Source organism: Devosia sp. T2-14 (genome assembly GCF_055397495.1).
Genome location: NZ_AP027921.1, coordinates 2,662,243 through 2,680,378, shown reverse-complemented (window position 1 = coordinate 2,680,378; position 18,136 = coordinate 2,662,243). Strand labels below are relative to the sequence as shown.

General features: G+C 62.8%; 16 protein-coding genes. 8 read left to right on the top strand and 8 right to left on the bottom strand.

From position 1 onward, the window contains the following. Nucleotides 1-9 precede the first annotated feature (9 nt). Nucleotides 10-1,491 (bottom strand): leucyl aminopeptidase, encoded by a 1,482-nt coding sequence (locus ACZ5WT_RS13035; RefSeq protein ID WP_464284218.1) that lies wholly within the window; start codon nucleotides 1,489-1,491, stop codon nucleotides 10-12. 209 nt (nucleotides 1,492-1,700) lie between these two features. Here ACZ5WT_RS13035 and ACZ5WT_RS13030 point away from each other — a divergent pair, with 209 nt between their 5' ends. From ACZ5WT_RS13030 to rsmA, 6 genes are all read left to right on the top strand, one after another. Beyond that, nucleotides 1,701-2,771 (top strand): LptF/LptG family permease, encoded by a 1,071-nt coding sequence (locus ACZ5WT_RS13030; protein WP_464284217.1) that lies wholly within the window; start codon nucleotides 1,701-1,703, stop codon nucleotides 2,769-2,771. Next, nucleotides 2,768-3,838 carry an LptF/LptG family permease gene (locus ACZ5WT_RS13025; protein WP_464284216.1) on the top strand — a complete coding sequence of 357 codons (1,071 nt, stop codon included), beginning with the start codon at nucleotides 2,768-2,770 and terminating at the stop codon, nucleotides 3,836-3,838. The genes ACZ5WT_RS13030 and ACZ5WT_RS13025 overlap by 4 nt, the downstream gene beginning before the upstream one ends. Nucleotides 3,839-3,840: 2 nt before the next feature. Next, nucleotides 3,841-6,141: an LPS-assembly protein LptD gene (locus ACZ5WT_RS13020; RefSeq protein WP_464284215.1), complete on the top strand. Its 2,301-nt coding sequence runs from the start codon at nucleotides 3,841-3,843 to the stop codon at nucleotides 6,139-6,141. A 93-nt stretch (nucleotides 6,142-6,234) separates the two neighbouring features. Then, nucleotides 6,235-7,134: a SurA N-terminal domain-containing protein gene (locus tag ACZ5WT_RS13015; protein ID WP_464284214.1), complete on the top strand. Its 900-nt coding sequence runs from the start codon at nucleotides 6,235-6,237 to the stop codon at nucleotides 7,132-7,134. A gap of 94 nt (nucleotides 7,135-7,228) precedes the next feature. Continuing rightward, nucleotides 7,229-8,227: a 4-hydroxythreonine-4-phosphate dehydrogenase PdxA gene (gene pdxA, locus ACZ5WT_RS13010; protein ID WP_464284213.1), complete on the top strand. Its 999-nt coding sequence runs from the start codon at nucleotides 7,229-7,231 to the stop codon at nucleotides 8,225-8,227. Next, the gene (rsmA, locus tag ACZ5WT_RS13005) at nucleotides 8,224-9,093 is read left to right on the top strand and encodes a 16S rRNA (adenine(1518)-N(6)/adenine(1519)-N(6))-dimethyltransferase RsmA (RefSeq protein ID WP_464284212.1); all 870 of its coding nucleotides are present in this window, start codon (nucleotides 8,224-8,226) and stop codon (nucleotides 9,091-9,093) included. Before pdxA ends, rsmA begins: the two co-directional genes overlap by 4 nt. A gap of 57 nt (nucleotides 9,094-9,150) precedes the next feature. On the opposite strand, the gene gmk is transcribed toward rsmA, so the two are convergent. From gmk to fabD, 7 genes are all read right to left on the bottom strand, one after another. Next, complete coding sequence (gmk, locus tag ACZ5WT_RS13000) at nucleotides 9,151-9,789, bottom strand: guanylate kinase (RefSeq protein ID WP_464284211.1); 639 nt, start codon at nucleotides 9,787-9,789, stop codon at nucleotides 9,151-9,153. Nucleotides 9,790-9,799: 10 nt separating this feature from the next. Next, nucleotides 9,800-10,690, bottom strand: coding sequence for a YicC/YloC family endoribonuclease (locus tag ACZ5WT_RS12995; protein WP_464284210.1), 891 nt, complete (start codon nucleotides 10,688-10,690; stop codon nucleotides 9,800-9,802). Next, nucleotides 10,687-11,802, bottom strand: a complete 1,116-nt coding sequence (gene mltG, locus ACZ5WT_RS12990) for an endolytic transglycosylase MltG (RefSeq protein ID WP_464284209.1) — start codon at nucleotides 11,800-11,802, stop codon at nucleotides 10,687-10,689. Before mltG ends, ACZ5WT_RS12995 begins: the two co-directional genes overlap by 4 nt. Before the next feature lie 162 nt (nucleotides 11,803-11,964). Then, nucleotides 11,965-13,227, bottom strand: a complete 1,263-nt coding sequence (gene fabF / locus ACZ5WT_RS12985) for a beta-ketoacyl-ACP synthase II (RefSeq protein WP_464287210.1) — start codon at nucleotides 13,225-13,227, stop codon at nucleotides 11,965-11,967. A gap of 39 nt (nucleotides 13,228-13,266) precedes the next feature. Continuing rightward, the gene (locus ACZ5WT_RS12980; RefSeq protein WP_046138081.1) at nucleotides 13,267-13,503 is read right to left on the bottom strand and encodes an acyl carrier protein; all 237 of its coding nucleotides are present in this window, start codon (nucleotides 13,501-13,503) and stop codon (nucleotides 13,267-13,269) included. Nucleotides 13,504-13,720: 217 nt separating this feature from the next. Next, nucleotides 13,721-14,458 carry a 3-oxoacyl-[acyl-carrier-protein] reductase gene (gene fabG / locus ACZ5WT_RS12975; protein WP_464284208.1) on the bottom strand — a complete coding sequence of 246 codons (738 nt, stop codon included), beginning with the start codon at nucleotides 14,456-14,458 and terminating at the stop codon, nucleotides 13,721-13,723. 55 nt (nucleotides 14,459-14,513) lie between these two features. Beyond that, nucleotides 14,514-15,464, bottom strand: coding sequence for an ACP S-malonyltransferase (gene fabD, locus ACZ5WT_RS12970; protein ID WP_464284207.1), 951 nt, complete (start codon nucleotides 15,462-15,464; stop codon nucleotides 14,514-14,516). Between the two features lie 335 nt (nucleotides 15,465-15,799). Between fabD and ACZ5WT_RS12965 the strand changes: the two genes are divergently transcribed. Both ACZ5WT_RS12965 and ACZ5WT_RS12960 read left to right on the top strand, forming a co-directional pair. Next, on the top strand, nucleotides 15,800-17,569 hold the full coding sequence (locus ACZ5WT_RS12965; RefSeq protein ID WP_464284206.1) for a glucose/sorbosone family PQQ-dependent dehydrogenase: 1,770 nt from the start codon (nucleotides 15,800-15,802) through the stop codon (nucleotides 17,567-17,569). Between the two features lie 147 nt (nucleotides 17,570-17,716). After that, nucleotides 17,717-18,097 carry a VOC family protein gene (locus tag ACZ5WT_RS12960; RefSeq protein ID WP_464284205.1) on the top strand — a complete coding sequence of 127 codons (381 nt, stop codon included), beginning with the start codon at nucleotides 17,717-17,719 and terminating at the stop codon, nucleotides 18,095-18,097. The last annotated feature ends 39 nt before the right edge of the window (nucleotides 18,098-18,136 follow it).

Genomic DNA, 18,136 nt, shown 5'->3' with positions numbered 1-18,136 from the left:
CGGGCTAGATTAGCCCTCGTAGTGATCCCTGACCAGACGGTCGAGCAAGGCCACGCCAAAGCCCGGCGCCCATGAGGTATTCACCTCCGAAGTGCCCGCGGCGAAAGCGGTTCCGGCGATATCCAGATGCGCCCATGGCACATCGTTGACGAAGCGCTGCAGGAACTGCGCCGCGGTGATGGAGCCGGCAGGACGGCCGACCGAGTTGCGGATATCGGCAAACTTGGATTCGATCAGCTTGTCATAGGCGGGTGCCAGCGGCATGCGCCAGAGCTTTTCGTTGGAAGCCAGGCCAGCGTCGAGCAGGCGCGAAGCCAGTTCGTCATTGTTGGAGAAGAGGCCAGCATGCTCATGGCCGAGAGCCACGACGATGGCGCCGGTCAGCGTTGCCAGGTTGATCATGAAGCGCGGCTTGAAGCGATCCTGCGTGTACCAGAGCGCATCGGCCAGAACGAGGCGGCCTTCGGCGTCGGTGTTGATCACCTCGATCGTGGTGCCGCTCATCGCCTTGACGATGTCGCCCGGCCGCACGGCCTTGCCCGATGGCATGTTTTCGACGAGCCCGATCACGCCGACGACGTTGACCGCGGCCTTGCGGCCCGCAAGCGCCAGCATCAGGCCGGTCACCGCGGCAGCCCCGCCCATGTCGCCCTTCATGTCTTCCATGCTGGCGGCTGGCTTGATGGAAATGCCGCCGGTATCGAAAACGACGCCCTTGCCGACGAAGGCCAGCGGCGCGTCGCCTGCCTTGCCACCGCGCCAGTGCATGACCACGAGGCGGGCCGGACGGTCCGAGCCCTGCGCGACGCAGAGCAGCGAACCCATGCCGAGCTTTTCGAGGGCGGCAGGCTCAAGCACTTCGACTTCGACGCCAAGGGCCGACAGTTCGGAAGCGCGAGCGGCAAACTCCACCGGACCCAGCACGTTGGCAGGTTCGTTGACGAGGTTGCGCGCGAGAATGGTGCCATCGACGGTAGCGCCACGATCCGCAACGGCGGTTGCGGCCGCAGCGGGATCGGCGACATGGAGCGTCACGGTCAAAGCGGCCGGAGCATCGTCGGCCTGGGCGGACTTGTACTTGTCGAAGCGGTAGTGGCGAAGGCGAAGGCCGGCGGCCAGCTCCGCGACGGCAGCAGCGCCGGCGCCGGGTTCATCGATCACGACCGCAACGTCGGCGGCACGGGTGGCGGCGATCTTGGCCAGCAGCGAGCCGCCGCGATCCGTCCAGCCATTGAGCTGCACGGCTGCGTCGGCCTTGCCGCTACCCAGAACCAGCAGGCGCTTGCCACCGGTGCCGAGCACATCGAGCACCTGCCCCTGCTTGCCCTTGAAGGCGCTAGCTGCAGCGGCCTCGGCCCAGTCGAGCCCGGTCGCCTGCCAGACAGCGGCAGCGGCCCCAGCGGGAGCAGCGTTTTCGGCAGCATAGATGACGGTCAGGGGTGCGGTAGCGCCGGACAGCGCAGCGACGCGGATAGCGATGGATTGAGACATTGCGGGCCTTGATGGGCAGGACGGGCTGAGAAGCCGGACGAACAGGAAAGCCTTACATTGAGAGCTTTGCGCGCCGCGTCAATCCCGCAACAGGCCGGTGGGCAAAATCCGCACAGTGCGAAACCCTGACTTGTATGAGGTGGCGAACTGCACCAAGGTTCGCGCCGAAAGCGGGCTACCCCGCTCCCCGGAGTTGCTGGCCGAACCGCATGAAGAGACTGACAGCTTATCTCGCACGCCTGTTTGTCACCGATGCCGTCATTTTGTTCGGCGTCGTGTGCTTCCTGCTGTGGCTAGTCAACTGCCTGCGCTCTTTTGACGTGGTTTCTGTGAAGGGGCAGAGCATTGTCGTGCTTGGCGTGCAGGCGCTGCTGACGATGCCGCCGCTGGCCATCTCGTTCTTCTATATCTGCATCGGCATCGGGCTGGCGCGCGCGCTGCAGGCGCTGCAAGCCAATCGCGAGCTGCATATCATCCACACCAGTTATGGACTGGGCTCGTTGTGGCGCGCCACTGCAGTCGTCACTGGCGTGGGCGTTATCGGCGTGCTGCTGCTGTCCAATTTCGTCGAACCCTATGCCAACCGGCGGCTCAACGCGCTGAGCGCCAGCATTGCTGCCGATCTCGTCAGCTCCACCCTCAAGCCGGGGCGCTTCACGCAGGTAACGCCGGGCGTGATCCTGCTGATCGGCGGGCGATCCGGCAATGGCGAAATCACTGAGTTCTTCGCCGACGACCGGCGCGAAGCGGGCATGCGCCGCACCTACATCGCCGATACCGCCCGAGTTTCCACCGATGGGGAGAACTACATCATCGAGCTGCGCAACGGGCGGCTCGAATATGCCGAGGATACCGGCCGTTTCTCCGAAGTCTCCTTCGCGCGGTACGACGTCAGCGTGGAAAGCCTGGCCCAATCTGTGGGCTGGACCGACCCGATGCAGGAGCAGGACAGTATCGAGCTTGTGCGCGAGGGCATTGCCAACAATGACTGGAACGAGCAGCGCGTGATGATGCTGACCAATCGCATGGCCGAGGGCCTGCGCGTGATCGGCATGGCCATGATGGTGCTGGCGATGCTGGCTTTTCCCAGCGGCAAGCGCACGCGTTTCGCGGTGCCGATGGAGGCCGGCGTGCTGCTGATTGCTTTCGCCGAGCGCGGCCTGAGCGCCTATAGCCCGATCGGCACTGCGACCGGCGCGCTGGTTCTCGTGATAATCGCCGGCTGCACCCTGATGATGCGCATGCGCCCGCGTCCGATCATTCTGGGGGGCGCCCCATGAGCCGCATCGATTGGCTGGTGCTCAATCGCCTCGGCAGCCGCATCGGGGTGACGGTATTCGTGTTCTATGGGCTGATCGCCCTGGTCGAGTCGCTCGATACCTGGCGGTTCAATTTCGTCGCGGATAACCACGGCATGCCCATGGCCATCGTTATGGTGCTGATGAGCGCGGTTCGCTGGACCATCAAGACCCTGCCGGTGACCGTCTTGATGGGCGCTATCCTGGGGTTCATGGACCTCAAGAGCCGCCACGAACTGACGGTGATCCAGGCCAGCGGCATCTCGATCTGGCGGACGGTGCGCGCGCCGGTCATCGCAATCGCGCTGGTGAGTCTGGCGATCTCGCTGGTGCTGGAAACCGCTAGTACGCAGATCAACCGGGACCTCTACCCCACCCCCCCGGGACAGGCCGCAATGCTGATGCCAGCCGATGAGGTTTGGCTGGAGCAGCGCAACGAGGGGCAGCATTATGTGCTGACGGCGTCGGGCATGCAGCCGGGCGGCACGGTGCTCGGCGCGGTGACGGTGTTTCACCTGGGTACGGATGACCAGCCCCGCATCGAGGCGCCGTCAGCCGTGCTCGAACAGGGCCAGTGGGTGTTCCCCACCGCGACGCTGCGCTATCCGGACAAGCCGCTCGAGGTGGTGACCAACTACGCGCTGCCCACAGACTCCTCGCCCGCCGAGCTTAACCTGAAGCTCGCATCCACCGAGGACATGACTTTTTTTGAGCTGGCGGCACTGCTTAAGGCCGGCGTGAGCGACAGTTCCATGCGGAGCGCCGCGACCATGCGCATGATCAAGCTGCTGGCGCTGCCGCTTGTGCTAACCGGGTCTCTGTTCATTGCTTTTGCGTTTACCGCAGGTTATCGAAGAGGCTCTAATTATGGTCCCGCGGTTCTCTATGGGATCGTGCTTGGGTTCGTTGTGTTCGTGATTACCGAGATGGCCGACCGTGCCGGGTCGACTGGCGTTCTCGACCCCACGTTTGCGGCAGTCGGACCAGCGTTTGTAGCAATCGTCATCGGCGTGACGGTGTTGTTGCACAAGGAAGACGGGCGCGCGTGAGGATGAAGGCGAAAGCCAAGAGGGTGATATCGCCACGCCGCCTGGCCTGCGCCAGCGCGCTGCTTGCGCTTGCCCTGTCGTCCAATGCCCTTGCCCAGGGGCTCATGCCCATGGACCTGTTCAACGCCCCCGTCGACAGCAGCGCGCCCACAGCCGTGGAAGCCGCGACGCTGAGCTTCAACAGCGCGACCAACACCATTACCGCCAATGGCGACGTGGTGCTCAACCAGGGCGGCTATTCGCTGCGCGGGCAGAGCCTCGTCTACAATCGCAATAACGGCACCCTGAAATTCGTCGGCTCGGTATCGGTACGCGATCCGTCCGGCAATCTGGCCGAAATGACCGATCTTGATGTGACCGGTGGGCTCAAGCAGGCCTTCATCAATTCGCTGACGCTGACCACCTATGATGGCGCCCGCGTGACCGCAGAGAGCGCCGATTATGACGTCGCCCTGCGCACGATTCTCGAAAAGGCCACTTACGCTCCATGTGGCGAGTGCATTGATGATTCAGGCCGCCGCATAGGCTGGTCGATCAGCGCCGAGCGCGTGACCTACAATGCCGAAGACCGGTCGCTGTATCTCGAGCAGCCATCGCTGGCCCTGCTCGGCCTGCCGGTCGCTTGGCTCCCCTATCTGTGGCTGCCGGACACCAGCGCAACCGCGCTCGCCAATGTACGCATGCCGACTTACGACTACAGCGATCAGACGGGGCACCGGCTGGAAGTGCCCTACTACGCACATACGAGCCGCTGGACTGACATCATCCTCACCCCGACGCTGATGACGCGCCAGGGGTTCCTGATGGGTGCCGAATGGGTGCAGCGGTTTGATTCCGGTTCCTTCCGCATCAAGGCCTCAGGGCTCTATCAGCTCGACAAGAACGCATTCTCCTTCGCCGACGCCCAGCGCGACTGGCGCGGCGCGGTGCAGACATCCGGCGAATTTACGCCTATCGCAGATTGGACGGTGGGCTGGAGCTACACCGCGTTCACCGACGCGGCCTATCTCCCCGATTATCGGCTGGTCGTGGCCAAGTCATCGGTCAACGAAGTCTACGCGACCCACATAACCTCCGACACATTCATTGATGCCCGTGTGCAGGAGTTCAATCGGCTGGGCGACTATACCGCGGCGGATCAGAACAAGCAGGGGCAGGCCCTGCCCGCTCTGCGGTTCGACCATATCGAGGAACTTGGCCAAGACCGCGGCCGGATCGAGATCAGCGGGCGCCTGCTTGGCGTGCGCCGCGAACTGGATTCTAATGGCGTCAGCGGCGGCGTGCCCTATACCAACGGCTACGCCGGGAACAAGCAGCACGCGACGCTGCAGGCTGGATGGCAGACGCAGTGGATCGGCGCTGGCGGCTTTGTGGCAACGCCCTATCTCGGTGGACGGGCAGACGCTGCCTATTACGATGGCACCAGCCCCACCCTGCCCGGCGCAACGACGCTTTGGAGTGCAACGCCCATCGCCGCGATGGATGTCCGCTTCCCAGTAGCGGCCAATGACGGCTCGACTGTTCACCTGATCGAACCGATCGCGCAGGCGGTCTATCGCGGATCCGACACAGCGGCGGTCGGCATCACCAATGATAACGCCCAGAGCTTCGTGTTCGATGACACGAACCTGTTCAGCTACAACCGCTTCTCGGGCAGCGACCGCCAGGAAACGGGCCTGCGTGCCAATGTCGGCGGCCGTTATCAGGCCAACTTCGAAAATGGCGGCTATGTGGAACTGATTGCCGGTCAGTCGTTCCATCTCGCCGGGGTCAACGCCTTCGACACGACCGATGCCGCATTGACGGCAGCGGGCGGCGGGCTGGGCGGAACTGCATCCTATGCGGTGCTTGGTGCCTATGGCTCTTTCGTGCCCGGGCTCAAGCTGGGCGGCAAGGTTCAGATCGACACCACCAATCCCAGCATCGCGCGCGCCGGGCTGGGCGCCAGCTACGCGGCAGACGGCTACAGCGCCACGCTCGACTACACCTATCTTGCAGCGAACCCCGCCGGTGGTATGGCCGACAGCGCGCATGAGATTGGTGGCGAAGTCGGCGTTCCGGTGGCCGACTACTGGACGGTCAAGGCCAACACCTATTGGGATCTGGCGGGTAATACCTGGCTGCAGTTTGGCGGCGGCGTTGGCTATGACGACGGTTTCCTGGCCTTTGGCGCAGACGCCGTTCGCACCGGACCGACGCACAGCACACCCAACGATACTCGCGTCACGGCGACGTTCCGCCTCAAGGCTCCGGCGGGACTGAACGTGGGGCACACGGGCGTCGTGCCGGTACCCAAGTTCTAGTATCGGATTTTGGCCTCATTCGTGGGGCAATTGACAGCGCGCCGTTCCCACCGCATTGAGAGCGGGTGTTTTGACACGAGGCGGAAGACAACGATGGCAATGAATTTCTGGGGGCGCGCTGCGAGCGCCGTGTTCGTAGGCGTAGCGCTCTCTTTCAGCGCAGCCCTACCGAGCTTTGCACAGAACGTGAAGGTGACCGTTGACGGCACCCCGATCACCGACATGCAGGTTTCCCAGCGCATGAAGCTCTTCGTGCTCGAAGGCAACAAGACCGGCACCAAGGGCGCAACCGAACAGTTGATCGACGAAGCCATCCAGATGTCGGAAGCCAAGCGCCTCGGCATCACGGTGACCAATACGCAGGTCGACGAAGCCATGCTGCAGATCGCCCGCAACATGAATGTCAGCCAGGACCGGCTGGTGGCCATGCTGCAGCAGGGCGGCGTCAACATGGATACGCTCAAGGATCGCCTGCGCGCCGCCATCGCCTGGAATGCCATCACCGAAGCCGCAATCATGCCGCAGGTGCAAATTTCCGAGCTTTCCCTGGACCAGCAGGCTGCCACCAAGGTTCAGCCCTACCAGACGTTCGACTACATCCTCAAAGAGATCATCTTTGTTGGCCCCGGCTCGAGTGGCCGTACTGGCCAGGCAAGCAACTACCGTTCGAATTTCTCGGGCTGCGGTTCCGCGGTTGATCTGTCGCTGCGCTACACCGACGCCGCCGTGATCGATGTCGGCCGCCGCCATGCCACCCAGTTGCCAGAAGCCATCGCCAAGGAACTGGCCGGGCTCAATGTTGGCGGCATCACCAAGCCACGCGTCGTTGAATCCGGCGTCTCCATGCTGGCGGTTTGCGAAAAGGCCCAGGCGCAGGACCTGACCTTCATCAAGGGCGACCTGCGCGCCTCGGCCGGCAATGAGGCTCTCGCGGGACAGGTGACCACCTACCTCGCCGATCTGCGCAAGCGCGCCAAGATCATCTACAACTAATCAGTCCGGGCCCGCGCTAGCGGGCCCTTCTACCTGCTGGAGCCGGGGCGGTTGATTGCCAATCGCGGGCTCCGTTTGCCTGTTTGGGGGGGATATGGACAAGCCGCTGGCCATCAGCATGGGCGAACCTGCAGGCGTAGGTCCCGACATTATCCTGTCTCTGTTTGCGCGCCGGGCGGAACTGGGGCTCAGCCCCTTCTGCGTTTTCGGCAATGCCGACTTCTTCAAATCCCGCGCCGAGCGGCTGGGGCTGCCCGTGGCTGTGGTGAGTGTGAAGCCGGAAGAGGCCAACGCCACCTTTGACAATGCACTGCCTGTCGTGAGCGTCGAGGGACTGGTGCCCGACCATCCCGGACAGACGTCGCCGCTTTCCGCTGGAGCCGTTATCCGCTCCATCGAAGCTGCGGTGACGGCGACGCTCACAGGCCTATGCCGGGGGCTCGTAACCGCGCCTATCCACAAGGGTGCGCTCTATCATGCCGGGTTCAAGCATCCTGGCCATACCGAATTCCTGGCAGAACTCTGCGCCCTTGGCGGCAAGCCGCGCCTGCCTGTGATGATGCTGGCCCATGGCGGCCTGCGCGCTGTGCCGGTGACGATCCACGTGCCGCTACGTGACGTCCCCGACCTACTGACGCGGGAGCTGATCGTCGAGACAATCCAGGTAATCTCAAGTGATCTCAAGCGCCGCTTCGGCATTGCCAATCCCCGGATCGGGGTGGCGGGGCTCAATCCTCATGCCGGCGAAGGCGGTGCCATCGGCCGGGAAGAACTTGAAATCATCGGGCCGGCTATTACCCAGCTGCAGTTTGAAGGCATCGCGGCGGTCGGCCCCCTGCCCGCCGACACGTTGTTCTACCCAGCGCATTGGGAGCGCTATGACGCCGTGGTGGCAATGTATCACGATCAGGCGCTGATCCCGATCAAGACGGTGGCTTTCGAGGATGCCGTCAACGTAACCCTTGGCCTGCCCATCGTGCGGACGTCGCCCGATCACGGCACGGCCTTCGATATTGCCGGCACCGGACGCGCCTCGTCGGCCAGTTTTCTCGCAGCCATCCGGATGGCCGATACAATGACGGCGACACGATGAGCCAAATCGACAACCTCCCCCCTCTACGCGAAGTCATCGCGGAACACGGGCTTCGTGCCAAGAAAGAGCTGGGCCAGAACTTTCTGCTCGACCTTAACCTGACGTCACGCATAGCGCGTGTTTCCGGGTCGCTGGAAGGCGTTCGCGTCATCGAGGTGGGTCCGGGCCCGGGCGGGCTCACGCGCGCCCTGCTGGCCGAGGGCGCACGTGAAGTGATCGCCATCGAGCGGGACGCGCGTGCCCTGCCCGCCCTGGCGCAGATCGCCGAGGCCTATCCCGGCCGCCTGACGGTGATCTCAGGCGACGCCATGGAAATGGACTACCGCCAGCTGGCGAGCGGCCCCACGCGGATCATTGCCAACCTGCCCTACAATATTGCGACGCCCCTGCTGACCGGGTGGCTAACGCAGGACCCGTGGCCCTCGTTCTTCGAGAGCCTGACGCTGATGTTTCAGCGTGAGGTTGCCGAGCGCATCTGCGCGCAGCCGGGGGAAGATCCCTATGGACGCCTTGGCGTACTGGCGGGCTGGCGCACCGATGCGCGGATCGCCTTCAATGTGGGCCGACAGGCCTTTGTGCCGCCGCCCAACGTGACTTCGGCCGTGGTGCATCTGGTGCCCAAGCCGGTTGGCGACGACGTGAAGGTTAGGGATCTCGAGCACATCACACGTGCTGCCTTCGGGCAGCGCCGCAAGATGGTGCGGCAGAGCCTCAAGGCCGCTGGCGTGCCTGTGGAGGGCCTGTTGGCCGCTGCCGGGCTCAAGGGCGACGAGCGCGCCGAGGACCTGGCCATCGAGGCATTCTTGGCGATGGCACGTGCCCTGCCGGAACTGCGACGGATGCCAAAGGCAGACGCGACCGAATAAACAGAAAACGGGGCCACTGGCCCCGTTTTTCATTTCACGCGTCGATTCAACTGGCTCTCAGAGTGAATCGATCTGGTCCTGCAAGTCTTTGACGAAATTATCCAATTGGGTCAGACGCGGGCGCGCCAGGCGCGCCGCGGCGAGGATGGACCGCACCTTCTGCGTCGAGGCCTCAAGATCATCATTGATGATGATGTAGTCGTATTCGCCGAAATGCTGCATCTCGATCTTGGCATTGCGCAGGCGCTTTTCGATGGTGCCAGCGCTGTCCTGCGCACGGCGCTCAAGACGGGAGCGCAGTTCACTGATGCTTGGGGGAAGAATGAACACCGTCACCATGTCTTTGCGGCTCTGCTTATAGAGCTGCAGGGTGCCCTGATAGTCGACGTCGAACAGGATGTCGTTGCCGACCGCGAGCTGCTCTTCGACCTTGGCGCGCGGGGTGCCATAGAAGTTGTCATGGACCTGCGCCCATTCGAGCAGTTCCCCATCGGCCTTCATGCGGTTGAAGGTCGGCACGTCCACGAAATAGTAGTGAATGCCCTCGACTTCATCGCTGCGGCGAGCGCGCGTCGTGACCGAGACCGACAGGCGGATATTGGGATCCTGCTGAAACAAGGAGCGCGAAATGGACGATTTGCCGGCCCCGGAAGGGGAAGCGATAACCAGCATGACGCCGCGACGCTGAGACTCCATCAGCCAATTCCTATTCGATGTTCTGAACTTGCTCGCGTAGTTGATCGATCGCAGCTTTGAGGTCAAGGCCGATGGCCGTGAGCTCCACTGCATTGGATTTGCTGCACAAGGTATTGGCCTCGCGATTGAACTCCTGGGCCAGGAAATCAAGCCGGCGGCCGACCGCCCCGCCGCCCGCGATCAGCTGGCGGGCGCTGGCAATGTGCGCCACAAGCCGATCGAGTTCCTCGCGAATATCGGCCTTGGTGGCGAGCAGAAGTGCTTCCTGAACGAGGCGATCCTCGGGAATTGCGATGTCGGAGGCGACGTCCGCCACCTGCTGGCGGAGCTTGGCGAGAATGGTCTCGCGGCTGCGAGCCGGATGGCTTTCCGCGCGCTGCACGAGCGCGGCAATCTCGTTGAGCCGGTCGATCAGCACCTGGGCAATCTGGGCGCCTTCCTGACGGCGTGCAGCCACCAAGCCCTTGAGCGCCTGCGCAGCGGCCTCGAGAATGCCAGCCGACAAAGTTTCCTCGGCCTCGGAGGACATGGGCGTGTCGCGTTGCTCGAGCACGCCCTTAAGGCCGAGAATGCCATCCAGGGTTGGCGGCGCCGCGGTGATCTTGCCGCTCAGCTCGTCGATGGCGGCAAGGACCGTGGAAAGGGCCTGCCGATTAACCAGCAGATCGCCCCCAGCCCCATCGCGCTCGACGGAAAGATTGAAGGTCAGCGAGCCGCGCGACAGCGTCTTGCCGATCAACTGGCGGATATCGCTTTCGAGGGCGTCAAAGCCAGGCGCCAGCCGAAGACGGACATCAAGGCCTCGACCGTTCACCGATTTGACTTCGCAGGCGAAGGACGCGCCCGGCACCGAACCGGTGGCACGCGCGTAGCCTGTCATGCTGGCGAGCGACTGGCTCACTGTGCTGCAGGCTCGGCCGCGGCGCCGGCCTGCTCGGCCTCCAGCGCCTGGCGGGCGGCTTCGGCGTCGGCTTCGGCCTGTGCAGCAGCCTCGGCCGCTATCTTGCGATACTGGGCGACGTTCTTCTGATGCGCGGCATAGGTTTCCGCAAAGACGTGGCCCTCGCGCGGAGTTGCGCCCTTGGCCACGAAATAGAGGTAGTCGTGGCTATCGGGGTGGGCAACGGCACGCAGCGCATCGATGCCCGGATTGGCGATCGGCGTCGGCGGCAGGCCATTGATCTGGTAGGTATTGTACTCGGTCTTGGCCTCGATCTCGGAGCGGCGGATGCCGCGGCCAAGGGAGCCCTGCCCCTTGGTGATACCGTAGATAATGGTCGGGTCGGACTGCAGACGCATGCCTTCGCGCAGGCGGTTGACGAAGACTGCCGCGACCTGTGGCCGTTCGCTGGCAACGCCGGTTTCCTTTTCCACGACCGAAGCCAGCACGAGCATCTGCTCGGGAGTTTCCAGCGGCAGATCGGGGTCGCGCTCCGCCCATATGGAGGCCAGAGCGTCCGTCATCGCGGTCTGCATCTTGTCGAGCACCGACTGGCGGGTATCGCCGGGAACGTAATCGTAGCTGCCAGGCAGGACCGAGCCTTCCGGCGGCAGGGTCGAGACTTCACCGGTGAGGTTGCTGTCGCCGTTGATGCGCTGCAGCACTTCCCACGAAGTCCAGCCCTCGGGAATAGTCACTGCATAGCGGATGGGATTGCCTTCGCTGAGCTCCTTGAGGATCTCGGCCATGCTGGCGCCAGCGGGAATGCGGAAGTCGCCGGCCTTGATGACCGACTGGCGCTCGAGCACGCGACCGCCGAGCTGGAAAATGTACTGATTGGAGATGAGCCCCTGCTCTTCAAGGCGCGTCGCGATGGACGAAAGGCCCGATCCCGATTCGACCCGGAACGTGGTCTCTTCTTTGAGGGGTCCTGCCCCGTAAAACTGGGATGCGCCGTAGACCGCGAGGCCCCCGGCGACGAGCAGGCCGATGACCAGAAGGGTCAGCAAGCCATTGAGAATATCGATAAACCCATTGCTGGAACGGCGGCGCCTGGTTTTGCGATCATTCATCGTGCTGGTTCACCCTGGTAGCCCGCAAGCATGGAGATGCGGCCGGTCTTGTCACCGGTTTGAGTCAGCCTCATGGCCGCGGCATTCTTTGCATGCCACGCCACAAAGACAAGAGGCACACTGCGCGCGAGCGCAGTGTGCCTCTCATAGAGTCGTGGATAATCAGCTGACCTTGCGCATCACGAGAGACGCATTGGTGCCGCCAAAGCCGAAGCTGTTGGAAAGCGCCACGTTGATCTCTTTCTTGACGGCCATCTTGGGCGCCAGATTGATCACGGTTTCGACCGATGGGTTATCGAGATTGAGCGTTGGCGGCGCCACGCTATCCCGCATCGCCAGCAGGCAGAAAATGGCTTCGACCGAACCAGCGGCACCCAGCAGGTGACCGATGGCAGACTTGGTCGAGCTCATCACCGTCGTAGCGGCCGCATCGCCCAGAACGCGCGTCACAGCGCCCAGCTCGATCTCGTCGCCGAGAGGCGTCGAGGTACCGTGGGCGTTGATGTAGTCGATGTCCGAAGCGCTGATGCCAGCACGCTTGACCGCCGCGCTCATGGCGCGGAAGCCACCATCGCCATCAGGCGACGGCGCGGTGATGTGATAGGCATCGCCGCTGAGGCCATAGCCGATGATTTCGCCATAGATCTTGGCACCACGGGCCTTCGCACGCTCGTAATCTTCGAGCACGACGATCCCTGCACCCTCACCCATGACGAACCCATCGCGATCCTTGTCGTAAGGGCGCGATGCGGCCTGGGGGTTGTCGTTGAAACCGGTCGACAGCGCACGGGCTGCAGCAAAGCCGGCGAGTGCCAGGCGATTGACGCAGCTTTCAGTGCCACCGGCCACCATCACGTCCGCATCGCCCAGGGCGATCAGGCGCGCGGCATCGCCAATGGCGTGCGCTCCCGTGGAACATGCGGTAACGACGGAATGGTTCGGACCCTTGAGACCGAAACGGATCGACACATAGCCAGAAGCCAGGTTGATCAGGCGGCCAGGAATGAAGAACGGGCTGATCCGGCGTGGACCCTTTTCGTGGAGGAGCACGGAAGCATCATAGATGCCGCCGATACCACCAATACCCGAACCAATCAGAACACCGGTGCGTTCCTGCTCTTCCTGGGTCTTGGGCTCAACGCCCGCATCCTGGATAGCCTGAGTTGCAGCAGCCATGGCGTAGACGATGAAGGCGTCAACTTTACGCTGATCCTTCACGTCCATCCATTCGTCCGGATTGTATTTCCCGTCCGCATAATCGCCCAGCGGAAGCTGTGCGGCGATCTGGCAGGCAATATCATCGACCTGGAAGTCGTCGATCCGTTTAGCGCCACTCTTGCCGGCCAGGATATTGGCCCAAGTGGCTTCAACACCGCAGCCGAGGGGGGTTACAAGACCCATCCCGGTAACGACGACGCGTCGCAATTCCATGTTTTACTGCCTATCTCGGCTCAGCCCGCGGGCTTAGCCGACGGCCTTGGTGAGGAAGGAAACGGCATCGCCGAAGGTCTGAATGCCTTCAGCAGCGTCGTCCGGAATCTCGACCGAGAATTCTTCTTCGAATGCCATCACCAGCTCAACCTGGTCGAGGGAGTCCGCACCCAGATCGTCGATAAAGCTAGCCTTCTCGACAACCTTCTCGGCGTCCACATTGAGGTGTTCCACAACGATCTTGCGGACCCGATCAGCGACATCGCTCATATTTGACTTCCCTTTTCGAAATCGAGGTTTCGTTTCGCTTCTTATTGGCGCAGTGCCAAATCTTCAAGCACCGTTTGGCTGACTTGGAGGCAATGTAGGCGCGGTTCGATGCGCCCGCAAGGCAGTCTGCCACGGGTAACTGGCGGGGCGAGTATCACACTTGGAGCCGCACCACCAGAAGCCTAACAGCCGGTTTTCAACGGCTTTCGGCCTTTTATCAGATCATCGCCATGCCGCCGTTGATGTTCAACGTGTGCCCAGTGATGTAGCCTGCTGCATCGCTCGACAGGAAAACCGCAGCGGCGGCAATTTCCTGTGCAGTGCCCAGCCGATTGGCTGGAATCGTCGAAAGGATCGACTCGCGCTGCTTGTCATTGAGCTCATCGGTCATTGCCGAAGCAATGAAGCCGGGGGCGATGGAATTGACAGTAATACCGCGGCTGGCAACTTCGTGGGCCAGCGCCTTGTTCATGCCGATCAGGCCAGCCTTGGAGGCGGCATAGTTGCCCTGCCCGGGGTTACCCATGACACCGACAACCGAAGAAATGCCGATGATGCGGCCGAAACGCTGCTTCATCATGCCACGTAGTGCACTGCGGTTGAGATGGAATGCTGCGGTGAGGTTGACCGCGATCACCTCGTCCCACTCTTCGTCCTTCATGCGCATGAACAGGTTGTCGCGCGTGAGGCCGGCATTGTTGATGAGAATGTCGAGGCCACCCAGCTCGGCTTCCGCAGCCGGGACGAGCTTGTCGACCTCGGCGAGGTCGGACAGGTTGCAGGGCAGGATCGGGCTCGGCTTGCCGATTTCGGCGGCAGTGGCTTCCAGCGCCGCGACACGCGTGCCGCTCAGGGCGACGGTCGCGCCGGCTGCAGCAAGTGCTTTGGCGATTTCGCGCCCGATGCCGCCGCTGGCGCCCGTAACCAGAGCGCGTTTGCCAGTCAGATCAAACATTTAGTCTTCTCCACGGAGAGAGTGATTCAAGCCATTCACAGCCTGATTCAAGGTCTTATGCCAACAGTTCGGCCGCAAAGGCTTCGATATCGGCGGGTGAGCCAACGGCGGTTGCCACCGCATCGGCGTTGATACGCTTGGCCAGGCCGGTCAGCACCTTGCCGGCACCCAGCTCGGCCAGATGGGTCACGCCACCGGTGGTGGTCAGCCAGGTGACGCTCTCGGTCCAGCGGACGACGCCGGTGACCTGCTCAACCAGACGCTGGCGAATCTCGGCGGGGTCGGAAATTGGGGATGCCAGCACGTTGGCGACCAGCGGCACGGCCGGAGCATTCATGGTGACTTCTGCCAGCGCTGCGGCCATTGCCTCAGCGGCGGGCTGCATCAGCGAGCAATGAAATGGTGCACTGACCGGCAGGAGCAGAGCACGCTTTGCGCCCTTGGCCTTGGCGATTTCAACAGCGCGCTCGACTGCCGCCGTCGCGCCGGAAACCACGACCTGGCCGGGAGCATTGTCATTGGCCACGTCGCAGACATCGCCCTGGGCAGCTTCGGCAGCAACTTCGCGGGTGGTTTCGAGATCGAGGCCCAGCAAGGCAGCCATAGCGCCGTGCCCAACGGGAACGGCCTTCTGCATGGCCTGGCCGCGCGTCTTCAGCAGGCGAGCCGCGTCGGACAGCGAGAACGTGCCGGCAGCGCAGAGCGCCGAATATTCGCCGAGCGAATGGCCAGCCACATAGGCGGCATGATCGGCCAGGCGCACGCCCTTGGCTTCGAGCACGCGGATGACCGCGACGCTCACCGCCATCAGCGCGGGCTGGGCATTCTCGGTGAGGCGCAGGATATCATCCGGGCCTTCGAACATGGTCGCGGAAAGGCGCTGGCCGAGGGCCTCGTCGACTTCCTGAAATACGGCGCGGGCTTCGGGGAAGGCTGCGGCAAGATCCTTGCCCATGCCGACTGCCTGGCTACCCTGCCCCGGAAATGTGAAAGCGCGTTTGGTCATGAAGGCCCCCTTGTCGGTGCGCAGTTAGACACTCTCGAGGGAGAGTGTCCAGTTTCTGGGCGTTTGCCGGGAGTGTGCGGCGGTGTCAAGGCAGATATAGGGCGCGGCCGCCAAACGCCTTGGACTCAGCAGGTTACCGGCGGTTTTCGCGCATCCGGGAGGCAGTGAACGAATTTGAGGTTCACGCGTTCTACGCCCGACCGCGAAAGGATGCTGACATGATATCTCCCAAGATCGCCTGCGCGCTTCTTGCCTGCACTGCCTTGGTCGCTCCGGCAGTTGCACAAGGCCCTGATTCATACGTCACCGGGGCAAAACAATTCACAGAATCGGTGGTGGCAAAGGATCTCGCCAATCCGTGGGAACTGACGCTGGGCCCCGATGGCATGCTGTGGATCACCGAGCGGACCGGCAAGCGCATCAGTCGCATCGACCCGGCCACGGGCGAGCAGAAGGTGGCGATCACCATCGACGAGATTTCGGCGCCCGGCGGACAGGATGGCCTGATGGGCATGGCCCTGCATCCCGAACTCGGCAAAGGCACCGGCAACGATTACGTCTATACGGCCTACACCTACATCGACGAGGCCAAGGGCCCGGACCCGCAGGTCACCGACCCCAGCAGCCCCTATTACAAGCTCTACACCAAGATCATCCGGCTCTCTTACAACGAGGCCGATGGTACGCTGAGTGATCCCGTCGACCTGATCACCGGGCTGCCGGCAAGCAATGACCACAATTCAGGGCGCCTCAAGGTCGGGCCCGACAACACGCTCTATTATACGATTGGCGACCAGGGGAATAACCAGGGCGCCAATGTGTGTCTCCCCATCGAGGCGCAGCGGCTGCCGACCGCCGACGAGTTGGCCGCCAAGGACTACGTCTCCTATGTCGGCAAATCCCTGCGGCTCAACCTGGATGGCTCCGTGCCGAACGACAATCCGGAACTGGGTGGCGTCAAAAGCCACGTCTTTACCTATGGCCATCGCAACATGCAGGGCATCGACTTCGGCCCGGACGGCACGCTTTACGCCACCGAACACGGCCCCAAGACCGATGACGAGGTCAACATCCTGACCAGCGGCGGCAATTACGGCTGGTCAAACGTCGTCGGGTTCAAGGACGACAAAGCCTATGAGCACGCCAACTGGGAACTCGCGGCCAACCCGCCCTGTGCGGAGACCACGTTCAGCGAATACGTCATCCCGGACAATGTTCCTCACGTGCCCGAGACTGCGTTCACCGAACCCATGGTTGACCCGATTGCCACCATGTTCACCGTCGATACCGGGTGGAACTTCGTGGTGGCGGACTGCAAGGGCCTCGACTTCATCTGCTGGCCCACCGTCGGCATCACCAGCGTCGAGTATTATGAAGGCGGCGATGACCGCATTCCCGGCTGGGGCAAGGTGCTGCTCGCCCCCACCCTGAAGCGCGGGTCGATCTACATGCTCCCGCTCGATGAAAGCGGGAAGAAGGTGAATGGCACCATCGAGCGCTATTTCCAAACCAACAACCGCTACCGCGACATTGCCGTCAGCGCTGATGGCAAGACCATCTATGTGGTGACCGATGCCTCGGGCGTTGCCGAGAACGTCGCGGGTGGCACGACGACCGACCTCGACAATCCCGGCCAGCTCATCGCCTTCACCTATTCAGGAGAAGGTGATCCGAGCAAGGTCAAGCCGGCCGATGAGCAATCACTGCGGGGTCAGAACCAGGCGGCGGCCTCGACCAGCACCAGCGCCCCGGCGCCGGCAGCAGCTGTTCCGGTGGCAGACCTGCCGAGCTTTACCGACGCCCAGGTTGCGTCGGGCAAGACGGCGTTCAATGCCAACTGCGCCGTCTGCCATGGCGACACGCTGACCAACAACACCTATGGCCCGCCGCTGGCCGGTGAGTTCTTCCAGCCCAATTGGGAAGGAACTTCCGCCGTGGATTTCGTGGCCAAGGTGCACAGCATGCCGCCCGCCGCACCAGAATCCCTGACGCCTGAGGTCTATGCCGACATCGCGGCATACATCCTCTCGGTGAACGGACTACCGGCCGGCACGGAACCCCTGACCGCGGAGTCGGCCGGCACGATCAGCTTCGCCGCAAAGTAGGTTTCACCCCCTTAACGTCCCCCGGGAGGTCGCATCAGCGGCCTCCCGATCTTTTTGGAGAGGGCCGCGTTTCCGCCGCAGGATTCGTTTACACCCGCCTTGAGGAGGCGTATTTTTGGCGCCTCCAGCTCTGAACAGGAGGGAAATATGCTCACGGACCATCGTGCCTATGCAACTATCCCGGCTGCAGACATGAACCGCGCAAAATCGTGGTACAAGGACAAGCTCGGCCTGTCTCCCGCAATGGAAGACGACATGGGCTGCATGTACAAGCTGGGAGGCGGAACCAGCTTCCTGCTGTATCCGACACCCAATGCCGGCAAGGCGCCGAACACCCTGCTCTCTTTCGCCACCGAAGATGTGGAGGCGGAGGTGCAGGACATGAAACGCCACGGCGTGAAGTTCGAAGAATACGACATGCCCGGCCTCAAGACCGTCAATGGCATTGCCACCATGGGCAAGTTCCATGCGGCCTGGTTCAAGGATTCCGAAGGCAACATACTTGCCGTCGGCGACGAACCGAACTGATGCCCCCAAGCGAGCCGGGCATCGCTGCAATCTGCCCGG

Excerpts from the sequence above, each read along its gene's own strand:
- gmk (WP_464284211.1), bottom strand. The coding sequence starts at position 9,789 with ATGGAGTCTCAGCGTCGCGGCGTCATGCTGGTTATCGCTTCCCCTTCC.
- ACZ5WT_RS13035 (WP_464284218.1), bottom strand. The coding sequence starts at position 1,491 with ATGTCTCAATCCATCGCTATCCGCGTCGCTGCGCTGTCCGGCGCTACC.
- ACZ5WT_RS12960 (WP_464284205.1), top strand. The coding sequence starts at position 17,717 with ATGCTCACGGACCATCGTGCCTATGCAACTATCCCGGCTGCAGACATG.
- ACZ5WT_RS12980 (WP_046138081.1), bottom strand. The coding sequence starts at position 13,503 with ATGAGCGATGTCGCTGATCGGGTCCGCAAGATCGTTGTGGAACACCTC.
- pdxA (WP_464284213.1), top strand. The coding sequence starts at position 7,229 with ATGGACAAGCCGCTGGCCATCAGCATGGGCGAACCTGCAGGCGTAGGT.
- rsmA (WP_464284212.1), top strand. The coding sequence starts at position 8,224 with ATGAGCCAAATCGACAACCTCCCCCCTCTACGCGAAGTCATCGCGGAA.
- ACZ5WT_RS13030 (WP_464284217.1), top strand. The coding sequence starts at position 1,701 with ATGAAGAGACTGACAGCTTATCTCGCACGCCTGTTTGTCACCGATGCC.
- mltG (WP_464284209.1), bottom strand. The coding sequence starts at position 11,802 with ATGAATGATCGCAAAACCAGGCGCCGCCGTTCCAGCAATGGGTTTATC.
- fabD (WP_464284207.1), bottom strand. The coding sequence starts at position 15,464 with ATGACCAAACGCGCTTTCACATTTCCGGGGCAGGGTAGCCAGGCAGTC.
- ACZ5WT_RS13020 (WP_464284215.1), top strand. The coding sequence starts at position 3,841 with ATGAAGGCGAAAGCCAAGAGGGTGATATCGCCACGCCGCCTGGCCTGC.
- ACZ5WT_RS13025 (WP_464284216.1), top strand. The coding sequence starts at position 2,768 with ATGAGCCGCATCGATTGGCTGGTGCTCAATCGCCTCGGCAGCCGCATC.
- fabG (WP_464284208.1), bottom strand. The coding sequence starts at position 14,458 with ATGTTTGATCTGACTGGCAAACGCGCTCTGGTTACGGGCGCCAGCGGC.
- ACZ5WT_RS13015 (WP_464284214.1), top strand. The coding sequence starts at position 6,235 with ATGGCAATGAATTTCTGGGGGCGCGCTGCGAGCGCCGTGTTCGTAGGC.